This is a genomic window from Streptomyces sp. NPDC006610 (assembly GCF_040611575.1).
Lineage (GTDB): Bacteria > Actinomycetota > Actinomycetes > Streptomycetales > Streptomycetaceae > Streptomyces.
The window spans coordinates 35,142-46,404 of the sequence record NZ_JBEXOP010000051.1 but is presented as its reverse complement, the minus strand read 5'-3'; the positions used below and the strand labels follow the sequence as shown (position 1 = coordinate 46,404).

Annotated in this window: 8 protein-coding genes; 5 read left to right on the top strand and 3 right to left on the bottom strand. The window is 73.6% G+C overall.

Annotated elements, in window-relative coordinates:
* Window positions 1-394: 394 nt before the first annotated feature.
* A complete protein-coding gene (locus ABZY13_RS30135) occupies window positions 395-1,237 on the bottom strand; it encodes a DUF4184 family protein (protein ID WP_356636324.1) in 843 nt (280 codons plus the stop codon).
* A 267-nt stretch (window positions 1,238-1,504) separates the two neighbouring features.
* Between ABZY13_RS30135 and ABZY13_RS30130 the strand changes: the two genes are divergently transcribed.
* Window positions 1,505-3,265: a lytic murein transglycosylase gene (locus tag ABZY13_RS30130; protein ID WP_356636322.1), complete on the top strand. Its 1,761-nt coding sequence runs from the start codon at window positions 1,505-1,507 to the stop codon at window positions 3,263-3,265.
* 16 nt (window positions 3,266-3,281) lie between these two features.
* Here ABZY13_RS30130 and hrpB read toward each other — a convergent pair whose 3' ends face one another.
* Window positions 3,282-5,798, bottom strand: coding sequence for an ATP-dependent helicase HrpB (gene hrpB / locus ABZY13_RS30125; protein ID WP_356636320.1), 2,517 nt, complete (start codon window positions 5,796-5,798; stop codon window positions 3,282-3,284).
* Between the two features lie 4 nt (window positions 5,799-5,802).
* Window positions 5,803-6,687, bottom strand: coding sequence for a class I SAM-dependent methyltransferase (locus ABZY13_RS30120; protein WP_356636328.1), 885 nt, complete (start codon window positions 6,685-6,687; stop codon window positions 5,803-5,805).
* Between the two features lie 370 nt (window positions 6,688-7,057).
* On the opposite strand from ABZY13_RS30120, the gene rpsA reads away from it, so the two are divergent.
* The 4 genes from rpsA (at window position 7,058) to ABZY13_RS30100 (ending at window position 11,103) form a co-directional block, all read left to right on the top strand.
* Window positions 7,058-8,551, top strand: a complete 1,494-nt coding sequence (gene rpsA / locus ABZY13_RS30115; RefSeq protein WP_356636318.1) for a 30S ribosomal protein S1 — start codon at window positions 7,058-7,060, stop codon at window positions 8,549-8,551.
* A 335-nt stretch (window positions 8,552-8,886) separates the two neighbouring features.
* Entirely contained in the window at window positions 8,887-9,825 is a 939-nt protein-coding gene (locus ABZY13_RS30110; RefSeq protein WP_356636316.1) for a PAC2 family protein, read from the top strand.
* 226 nt (window positions 9,826-10,051) lie between these two features.
* A complete protein-coding gene (coaE, locus tag ABZY13_RS30105; protein ID WP_356636314.1) occupies window positions 10,052-10,672 on the top strand; it encodes a dephospho-CoA kinase in 621 nt (206 codons plus the stop codon).
* A gap of 50 nt (window positions 10,673-10,722) precedes the next feature.
* On the top strand, window positions 10,723-11,103 hold the full coding sequence (locus tag ABZY13_RS30100) for a tetratricopeptide repeat protein (RefSeq protein ID WP_356636312.1): 381 nt from the start codon (window positions 10,723-10,725) through the stop codon (window positions 11,101-11,103).
* Window positions 11,104-11,263: the final 160 nt, after the last annotated feature.

The window sequence follows — 11,263 nt, the reverse complement described above, 5'->3', positions numbered from 1 at the left end:
CGCCCGTCGGCAGGCCGGTGCGTCCTGCGTCATCGGGCCCTCGGACCCGGTGGTCCGGTGCTGGGAGTCCGGTTCGCCCACCGACGCGGGCGCACGCCGACGGCGTACGGCAGCGCCCTGCTCGCGCCGGCGGGTTTCTGCGCCCGTCGGCAGGCCGGTGCGTCCTGCGTCATCGGGCCCTCGGACCCGGTGGTCCGGTGCTGGGAGTCCGGTTCGCCCACCGACGCGGGCGCACCCCGACGGCGTACGGCAGCACCCTGCTCCCATCGGCAGCCCCCTGCTCCCATCGGCGGCACCCGCCCCTGCCGCCGGCACCCCGCCCCCGCCGGCCGGCAGGCCCTCGCATCCCCCTACAGCAGCGCCTCGCCCCGCCCCCGCCGGCAGCCCTACGTCCTCAGTCGGCGGACGCCCCGACCCGCTCGCCCGCCTCGGGGACCCGGTGCACCGGCCGTCGCAGGCGCACGCCCACGGCGTACAGCAGCACCCCCGGCACCAGCCCGGCCCCCGCGCCGAAGCACAGCGTGGGGATCAGTTCCCAGGGTTCGGCGTCCGCGCCCGAGTGCGCCCACCAGCGCGCCGAGCGGTGTGCCGCCGCCACCGCGGCGCAGCCGCCGATCACCGCGAACGCCAGCCCGCGGTCCCTGGCCGGCAGCGACGGCACCCTCACGGGAGCGGACGCCGGCGCGCGCCGTACCGCCCGGGCCAGGAACCAGCCGATGACGACCGCGGCGACCGCAGAGCCGCCGTACTGGAGGTACCAGTACAGCGGCGACCCCGCGACCTTCTCGCCCAGCACTGGGAAGACCCGCATCCCCCACCGGTCGAGGTGGGTGAACTCGTCCCACACGACATGGGTCAGCGCGCCCAGCGCGGCGGACGCGTACCACCTCGCCGCCAGGGCCGGTCGCAGCCGCGCGCGGCGCGCACCGCAGCGCAGCAGCGTCGCCGGGCGGGCCTGCCGTCCCGGCGGCAGCAGCGCCACCAGCGGCTCGCGCACCAGCAGCCACAGCCCCACCAGCGCCCAGGCGATGAGCACGTCGACCGTGAAGACGCCGGGGTACGCGTGCGTGACGTCGCCGAACTTCATCGCGCCGGGCACCGCACTCGCCGCGTAATAGGTCATGTCGGGCGCGAAGGACCCCGCCAGCAGCACGGCCGGCGCCAGCCGCGCGCGGCCGGTTCCGTCGGAACGGACGGCGGGCAGCACGGCCGCCGCATGACTCAAGGTGAACGGCAACGGTGCTCCCCATGACGGACTTTGGCCCCCAGTATGCGAGACCCGCCGCACGGCCGAGGGCACAACGGGACGTGGCCAAGCGGTGAAAATCGGGCGCGAACCAGTGCCCGTGCGAACGAACTTGTCGTAGGGTCACTGGGTTGACGTGCACAGGAGCACGCCGCACACCGGACAACGCGAACAGGTCGGACAGGCCGCAGATCGGCGGCATTGGCGACATCAACGGCATCGACGGACAGTCGGACGTCCGCGGGAGGGGTTCACTTCATGGCGGCGCATTTGGGAAGGTTGCGCAAGGGGGCGGTGAACACGACCGTCGCGGCGCTGGCGGTCGCGGCACTGGCCGCGTCCCAGGGCCCGGGAGTGATCGGCGACGACTCCGGCAGACGGTCGACGACCGGGACCCAGCCGTCCCCCGACGTGCCCGCCGAGGACAGCGCGACCGGCAACTCGCCGTACTACACGGACCTGCCGCCGCTGGAGAGCCCCAACCCCGCGCCCACCACCGGCCCCACCGCCGACCCCGGGACGGGCGACACGGCGGCCGGCATTCCCGCGACCGTCCTCGACGCCTACCGGAAGGCCGCGGACCGGCTGCGCGCCGACAAGCCCGGCTGCAACATGCCCTGGGAACTGCTCGCCGCCATCGGCAAGGTCGAGTCGGGCCACGCACGCGGCGGCAACGTCACCACCGACGGCACCACCGTCACCCCGATCCTCGGCCCGCAGCTCAACGGCAACGGCTTCGCCAGCATCCGCGACACCGACGGGGGCGCCCACGACGGCGACACCGCCTACGACCGGGCCGTGGGCCCCATGCAGTTCATCCCGTCCACCTGGGCCTGGGCGGGCCGCGACGGCAACGGCGACGGACGGAAGGACCCGAACAACATCTACGACGCCGCGCTCTCGGCCGGCCACTACCTGTGCCGCTTCGGCTGGGACCTGTCCGACGACGAGGACCTGCACAGCGCGATCCTCAGCTACAACAACTCGCGGGACTACCTCAACACCGTCCTGTCGTGGCTCGAGTACTACCGCAAGGGCACGCACCAGATCCCGAACGGCACCGGCGAGCTGCCCGGCGACCGCAGCGACGAGCCGCGCGGATCACACCCCGAGACCAAGCCGCCCACCAGTCAGAAGCCGGAGACCGAGCCCCCGAGCCCGCGGCCCACGCCCCCGCCCGGCGGCGGCTCCGGCGAGCCCACGCCGCCGCCCACCACCCCGCCGCCGACCCCGTCGCCGACGCCGACCGACACGGTCCACCACCTGGAGAACGCGGGCACCGGACCGCTCACCGCGACGGCGGGCGACGCCTTCGCGGAGCGGATCGCGGCCCGGGCCGAGACCGAGGCAGGCAAGGGCGTCGGCAAGGTGCGGATCCGTTTCACCATCTCGGGCGGCACGGACGCGGTCTTCGCCGGCGGCGAGCAGGTGGCCACCGTCACCACCGGTTCGACCGGCGTGGCCGTCGCCCCGGTGCTCCAGGCCGGCGAGCGGACGGGCGAGTTCACCGTCCGCGCCACCGTCGTCGGTCGCTCGGTGCCCGCCGTCACCTACACCGCCACCGTCACGGCCCGCGCGGCCGACGCCCTCGCCCGTACCGGCGAAACGGCGCTCACGTGCGTCGCCGGCGGTGAGTTCGCCGAGCAGGTGCAGGTCAAGGCGACCTACCAGGGCGCCGTCGCGGACGGGGTCGACGCCACCGCGACGCTGGTCAAGTCGGCGACCGACTCCTCGGCGAACGACCAGGGACCCTACTTCAAGGGCGCCGACGGAACCCCCGTACGCACCCTGACCGGGCTCACCACGGACGAGAACGGCCTGCTGACGCTGCCGAAGCTGTACGCGGACGACACGGCCGGCACGTTCCTGCTGCGCATCACCACCACCGGCGGCGCCACGCTGACCGTCGAGCTGACCGTGACCGCGCCGCCGCAGCCCACGCCCACGTCCCCCAGCACCCCGACCGCGACCCCCTCCGCCACCCCCTCCGCCACCGCGTCGGCCTCGCCCGCCGCGTGACGGAGCACCGGACCGGTCACCGCCCGAGCCGCGCCTTGGTGTGCCGCGTCGGCTCGGCGGTGGCCGGATCCTCGGGCCACGGGTGTTTGGGGTACCGGCCGCGCAGCTCCGCGCGTACGCCCCGGTATCCGTCACTCCAGAAGGAGGCGAGGTCGGAGGTGACCGCCGCCGGCCGGCCCGCGGGGGACAGGAGATGGACCAGCAGCGGCACGCCGGCGACCTCGGGCGTCTCCCGCAGCCCGAACATCTCCTGGAGCTTCACCGCCAGCACGGGCCGTTCGGGGTCCGTGTAGTCGATCCGGACCCGTGAGCCGCTCGGCACGGTGATCCGCTCCGGGGCCAGCTCGTCCAGCCGCGCCGCCTCGCCCGACGCCCAGGGCAGCAGCCGCGTGAGCGCCTGCCCCGCGTCGATCCGCGCGAGGTCGGCGCGCCTCCGCGCGCGGCTCAGCTCGGGTTCCAGCCATTCGTCCACGCGCGCGTGCAGCGCGTCGTCCGAGACGTCGGGCCACGGCTCGCCGACGTGCAGTCGCAGGAACGCCAGCCGCTGCCGCAGCACCCCTGCCTCCGCCCACCGGCGCAGCAGCCCCAGCCCTTCCCGGCGCAGCCCGTCGAGCAGCGCCTCCCGTACGGCGGAGGGGTCGGCGTCCGCGAGCGGGCGTACCGCCAGCTCGACCGCGCCCAGCCGTTCCACGCGCCGGGCCACCACGTCCCCGTCCGCCCAGCGCACCTCGTGGCGCTCCTCCAGCAGCGCCCCGGCGGCACGCCGCGCGGTGTCCTCGTCGACGACGGCGCCGAGCCGCACGCGCGCGTGCCCCTTGCCGACGGGCCGGTCGGCCGACGCGACGGCGACCCACGGCGCTCCCCGCAGCCCGGTCCCGTCGCCGGTTTCGGCGCGCGTCCCGGAGACCATGAGGTAGGACCCGCCGTCGGCCTTGGCGACCCGCTCGGGGAACGCCAGCGCCGCGACGAGCCCGGCGACCCGGTCGTCACCGGCGCCGGCCGCCCGGCTTGTTCCCGATGCCGCGGCCTCCTCGGCCAGTGACCGCAGCCGCCGCACCTCGGTGCGCCAGCGTGCCGCGTAGGCGTCGCCGCCACGGCGGGCGGCGCGCAGGGCGGCCGCCAGGTCGTCGCCGTACTCGCGCGGCGCCTCCTCGCTCAGCAGGGCCACGACCTCCGCGGCCGCCTCCGCGCCGACCGACGGCGCCGCGTCCAGCAGCGCCCGCCCCAGCCGGGGATGCAGACCCAGCCGGGCCAGCCGCACGCCCCGGTCCGTGGCCCGGCCGGCCGCGTCCACCGCGCCGATCGCCGACAGGACCTCCCGCGCCGCCGCCATCGCACCGCCCGGCGGAGGATCGAGCAGGGCGAGGCCGGTGGCCTCCGGATCGCCCCAGCACGCCGTCTGGAGCGCGAACGCGGTCAGGTCGGCCACTTTGATCTCGGGCGCCGGGAAACGCGGCAGACGGGCGTCCTCCGCCTCCGCCCAGCACCGGTACACCGTGCCCGGCGCCTCACGCCCGGCCCGCCCCGCCCGCTGCCTGCCCGCCGCCTGCGAGGCCCGTACCGTCGTCAGCGCGCTCAGCCCGCGCGCGTGGTCCACCCGCGGCTCCCGCGCGAGCCCCGAGTCGACGACCACCCGCACCCCGGGAACCGTCAGCGACGACTCCGCCACCGACGTCGCCAGCACCACCCGGCGGCGCGTCCCCGCCGACAGCACCGCGTCCTGCACCGCCGCCGGCGCCCGCCCGTGGACCTGGAGCACCTCGACGTCCCCGAGGCCGCCCAGCTGCCCGGCGACCCGCGCGATCTCCCCGACGCCGGGCAGGAAGCACAGCACGTCCCCCTCCCGCTCGGCCAGCGCCCGCCGCACCACCTGGGCGACGTGCGCCAGCAGCGCCGGATCGACCCGCGTCCCGTGCGGCGGCCGTACGGGACGCGCGGGCGGCGCCCACACCACCTCCACGGGGTACGACACCCCCTCGGCGGCCACCACCGGGGCGCCGCCGAGCAGGCGCGACCAGCCCTGCGCGTCGGTCGTCGCCGACGCCGCCACCAGGCGCAGCTCGGGCCGCAGCGTCTCGCGCACGTCCCACAGGAACGCGGCGGTCGTGTCCGCGTCCAGATGCCGCTCGTGGCACTCGTCCAGCACGACCACGTCGACGCCGCTCAGCTCCGGGTCCCGCTGCAGCCGCTGCAGCAGCACACCGGTCGTGACGACCTCCACGCGCGCGTGCCGCCCGACCACGCGCTCCCCGCGCACCGTGTAGCCGACGCTCCCGCCGACCCGCTCGCCCAGCAGCCACGCCATCCGGTGGGCCGCCGCGCGGGCCGCGATCCGCCGGGGTTCGGCGACGACGACCCGCCGTGCGGGCGCACCCGCGTCCAGCAGGCCCGCGAGCGCCGGCGGGACCAGGGTGGTCTTGCCCGTCCCGGGCGGGGCGACGAGGACGGCCGTGCCGTGCCCCTCCAGGGCCTCGCGCAGGCCGGGCAGGGCCTCACGGACGGGAAGGGCGCCGAGCGCGTCGTAGCGGATCACGCACTCAGTCCCGTACGCACACGAAGATCGCCGTGCCCGGGATCAGGCTGCCCCGCAGCGGCGACCAGCCGCCCCACTCGGAGGTGTTCCAGGCCGGCCACTCCGGCTCCACCAGATCCACCAGCCGGAACCCGGAGACCACGACGTCCCGCACACGGTCGCCGATCGTCCGGTGGTGCTCGACGTACACCGCGCGGCCCTCCTCGTCCTGCTCCACGTACGGCGTGCGGTCGAAGTAGGAACCGGAGACGGACAGGCCCTCCGGGCCCGGCTCGTCCGGGAACGCCCAGCGGATCGGGTGCGTCACCGAGAACACGAACCGCCCGCCCGGCCGCAGCACCCGCCGCACCTCGCGCAGCACCAGCCGCGGGTCCGCCACGAACGGCAGCGCCCCGTAGGCCGAGCACGCCAGGTCGAAGGAGCCGTCCGCGAAGGGCAGCGCGCTCGCGTCCGCGCACACCAGCGGGAAGGCGCCGCCGATCCGCAGCGCGTGCTGGAGCTGCCGGTGGGAGAGGTCCAGGGCGACGGGCCGGGCCCCCTGGGCGGCCAGCCAGCGCGCGCACTGGGCGGCGCCGGCCCCGATCTCCAGGACGTCCCTTCCCTTGAGGTCCTCCGGCGGGCCGAGCAGCTCGGCCTCGACCTCGTCCAGGCCCTCGGGGCCCCATACGAAGCGGTCGTCACCGAGGAACGTGCCGTGCTCGTTCTGGTACTCGTCGGCGTTGCGGTCCCACCAGCCCCGGTTGGCCCGGACGCTCTCCGCGACCCCGGCGTCGCGGCGCGTGGCCTCCGCCTCGGTCTCCGGTCCGGTCTCCGGCCCGGTTCCCGACCGGGTCGGCGACGGAGCTTCCGGCGGGGATGCGGGCTGGGGGGATACGGGCTCTTGGATGATCGGCTCCCTCGTCGTACTCTTCCGTCCAGCCCGTCCCGGGAGCGTCGTGACAGCGGCGTTTCCGGGCCCGCGCGGCGTGAAGAGCCAGGTTTTGTGCCGGGTATGCGGCGATCTGCCCCGGGTGGGCGGCTTCGCGCATTGACCCTGTCCGGCTGCCCCCGTATGCTACAAGTTGCGCTGCGGGCCTGCGCACCTCAGACCTAGCAGGCTGCGCTCGCATCTGTTGTATGTCCCCTCGGTTGTCGAGGCGCCATCGTCGGTTCCGGCCGGTGAGGCGCTTCCTTGGCTGTCCGGCTTCTGCAGAGCGAAACGGGCTCCCGGCGTAAGCAGTACCTACGACTTCAATGTCCGTACCGGAGCCCTTTCCCACATGACGAGCAGCACCGAGACCACCGCCACCACCCCGCAGGTAGCGGTCAACGACATCGGTAACGAGGAAGCTTTCCTCGCCGCGATCGACGAGACGATCAAGTACTTCAACGACGGCGACATCGTCGACGGCGTCATCGTGAAGGTCGACCGGGACGAGGTCCTGCTCGACATCGGTTACAAGACCGAAGGTGTCATCCCGAGCCGAGAGCTCTCGATCAAGCACGACGTCGACCCCAACGAGGTCGTCGCCGTCGGTGACGAGATCGAGGCCCTGGTCCTTCAGAAGGAGGACAAGGAAGGCCGCCTGATCCTCTCGAAGAAGCGCGCCCAGTACGAGCGTGCCTGGGGCACCATCGAGAAGATCAAGGAAGAGGACGGCATCGTCACCGGTACCGTCATCGAGGTCGTCAAGGGTGGACTCATCCTCGACATCGGCCTCCGCGGCTTCCTCCCGGCCTCCCTGGTCGAGATGCGCCGTGTCCGCGACCTCCAGCCCTACGTGGGCAAGGAGCTCGAGGCCAAGATCATCGAGCTGGACAAGAACCGCAACAACGTGGTCCTGTCCCGCCGTGCCTGGCTGGAGCAGACCCAGTCCGAGGTCCGCCAGACCTTCCTCACCACCCTCCAGAAGGGCCAGGTGCGGTCCGGCGTCGTCTCCTCGATCGTCAACTTCGGCGCCTTCGTGGACCTGGGCGGCGTGGACGGTCTCGTCCACGTCTCCGAGCTGTCCTGGAAGCACATCGACCACCCCTCCGAGGTCGTCGAGGTCGGCCAGGAGGTCACGGTCGAGGTCCTCGACGTCGACATGGACCGCGAGCGCGTCTCCCTGTCGCTGAAGGCGACCCAGGAAGACCCGTGGCAGCAGTTCGCTCGCACGCACCAGATCGGCCAGGTCGTCCCCGGCAAGGTCACGAAGCTGGTGCCGTTCGGTGCGTTCGTCCGCGTGGACGAGGGCATCGAGGGTCTGGTCCACATCTCCGAGCTGGCCGAGCGCCACGTGGAGATCCCGGAGCAGGTCGTCCAGGTCAACGACGAGATCTTCGTCAAGGTCATCGACATCGACCTCGAGCGCCGTCGCATCAGCCTCTCGCTGAAGCAGGCCAACGAGTCCTTCGGTGCCGACCCGGCCTCGGTGGAGTTCGACCCGACGCTGTACGGCATGGCCGCGTCGTACGACGACCAGGGCAACTACATCTACCCCGAGGGCTTCGACCCGGAGACCAACGACTGGCTGCCGGGTTACGAGAAGCAGCGCGAGGAGTGGGAGCGCCAGTACGCCGAGGCGCAGGCCCGCTTCGAGCAGCACCAGGCGCAGGTCATCAAGTCCCGCGAGGCGGACGCCCAGGCCGCCGCCGAGGGCGGCGAGGCCGCCGCTCCGGCCGCGTCCGGTGGCGGTTCGTACTCCTCCGAGGGCCCGGACAACTCCGGTGCGCTGGCCTCGGACGAGGCGCTGGCCGCCCTGCGCGAGAAGCTGGCGGGCGGCCAGAGCTGATCGCTCGCCGCTCGGCTCGGCCACTGTGCTCAGCCACTGAGGTCGGTTGCTGAGTTCGGTAGCTTGTTGAGGGCCCGCACCCTTCGGGGTGCGGGCCCTCCGTGCTGGAGCGGGCGGTTGGCCGGCTGTCGGGTGCCGGCGGCCGTGTGTTCGCCGTTGCGGGCCGGGTGGTCGGCGGTGCGGGCCATCGTTCGACGGTGCGGGCGGTGAGTGCTCGCAGCGTGGTTCGTCGGGGCCTTCGCCGGATAGGGCTGCCGCCGTTTCCCCCGCGTGTGCGGGAATGGGTACAAGGAGTGCCGCGTTGTCGTGTGTGAACACGAGGAGGAGCGGTCACTGTGCTAGATCCGCAGGGGTTGTACACGTGGGAGCCGAAGGGGCTGGCCGTCGTCGACATGGCGCTCGCCCAGGAGTCGGCCGGACTTGTCATGCTCTACCACTTCGACGGATACATCGACGCGGGTGAGACCGGCGACCAGATCGTCGACCGGATCCTGGACTCGCTGCCCCATCAGGTGGTCGCCCGTTTCGACCACGACCGACTCGTCGACTACCGCGCCCGCCGTCCGCTGCTGACCTTCCAGCGCGACCGCTGGACCGACTACGACGAGCCGACGCTCGCCGTGCGGCTCGTCCAGGACGCCACCGGCGCCCCCTTCCTGCTGCTGTCCGGACCCGAGCCGGACGTCGAGTGGGAGCGCTTCGCCGCGGCCGTCGACCAGATCGCGGAGCGCCTCGGCGTCCGCCTCGTCGTCAACTTCCACGGCATTCCCATGGGCGTCCCGCACACCCGCCCCGTGGGCCTCACCCCGCACGGCAACCGCACCGACCTGGTGCCCGGTCATCGCAGCCCTTTCGAGGAGGCCCAGGTGCCCGGCAGCGCCGAGGCCCTGGTCGAGTACCGGCTCATGCAGGCCGGCCACGACGTCCTGGGCGTCGCCGCCCACGTCCCGCACTACATCGCGCGGTCCGCCTACCCCGACGCGGCGCTGACCGTGCTGGAGGCCATCACGGCGGCCACCGGACTGGTGCTGCCCGGCATCGCCCACGGCCTGCGCACCGACGCCCACCGCACCCAGACCGAGATCGACCGGCAGATCCGGGAGGGCGACGAGGAGCTGACCGCCCTGGTCCAGGGCCTTGAGCACCAGTACGACGCCGTCGCCGGCGCCGAGACCCGCGGCAACATGCTCGCCGAGCCGGTGGAGATCCCGTCCGCGGACGAGATCGGTCAGGAGTTCGAGCGCTTCCTGGCGGAGCGCGAGGGCGACGGTTAGACGGCGGGTGCACGACGGCCGGTCCGTCGGCCCTGCAAGGCCGTCGGAGGGGCCGGTCCGCTGGCCCTGCAAGGGTGGGAAGGGGCAGTCCGTCGGCCGTACGACGCTGAGGGAAGGGTCGTCCGTCGGCCGGGCCGGTCCGAGAGGTGTACGGCGCCCGGTTCGTCTGCTGCACGCCGACCGGTCCGCCTGCTGCGTCGCACCGGGAGGGCCTAAGCTTCCGCTCATGCTGAAGGTGGGTCTGACCGGTGGCATCGGCGCCGGCAAGAGCGAGGTGTCGCGGCTGCTCGTGGAGTGCGGCGCCGTGCTGATCGACGCGGACCGGATCGCGCGTGAGGTCGTGGCGCCCGGAACCCCCGGCCTCGCCGCGGTGGTGGAGGCCTTCGGCGAGGAGGTGCTCGCCCCGGACGGCGCCCTGGACCGGCCCAGGCTGGGCTCGATCGTCTTCTCCGACCCCGACCGGCTGGCGGTCCTCAACTCGATCGTGCACCCCCTGGTCGGCGCGCGCTCCCGCGAGCTGGAGGCCACGGCGGCCGAGGACGCCGTCGTCGTGCACGACGTCCCGCTGCTCACCGAGAACGGCCTGGCCCCGCTCTACGACCTGGTGATCGTCGTGGATGCCGCCCCCGAGACCCAGCTCGACCGGCTCGTCCGGCTGCGCGGCATGACCGAGGAGGACGCCCGCGCGCGGATGGCCGCCCAGGCGACGCGTGAGAAGCGCCTGGCCATCGCGGACATCGTCGTCTCCAACGACGGACCGTTGCCCGGACTTCGGCAGCGGGTACGGGAAGTGTGGGCCGAACTGGTACGCCGTGCACACGCGCCGCAGCAGCCGCCGAGGGAATAGCGGCCGCCTCCCCGGGCGTTGAATCCGGCCAGTAAGGGAAGGACTCTGCCGTGCCCGACAACAGCGGATCCACCGGACGCACTCCGGAGACGCACGTCATCGACTTCCGCGCCGCAGAGCAATTGCTGGCGGCCCGGGACCCGCGGGGTGCGGTGAAGCTGCTCGACTCGGTCGTCGCCGCGCACCCGGAGAACACCGCCGCCCGGCTGCTGCGTGCCCGCGCCTTCTTCGCCGCCGCACAGCTGAGGCCGGCCGAACTCGAGTTCACCGTCGTCCTGGAACGCGAACCGGACAACGCCTTCGCCCACTTCGCGCTGGCCCGCACCTACGAACGCCAGGGACGGCCGGAACAGGCGAAGCGGCACTTCCGGCTGGCGGCGGCCCTCGACCCGAACCCGCAGTACCTGAAAGCGGCGCGGTTCGATACGTGAGCGCGGGACCGCGGGGCCGTCGAGGGCGTGGCGGACCCCGGAACGGTCCGCGAAAGGCCCGGAGAAGCGTCGGAAGGGCCCCGGAAGGGCTCTCAGGACTCCTCGAAAACGCGACCCCCACTCGAACGGGTGAACCTTGGGCGGGAGGGAACGGGCCGCT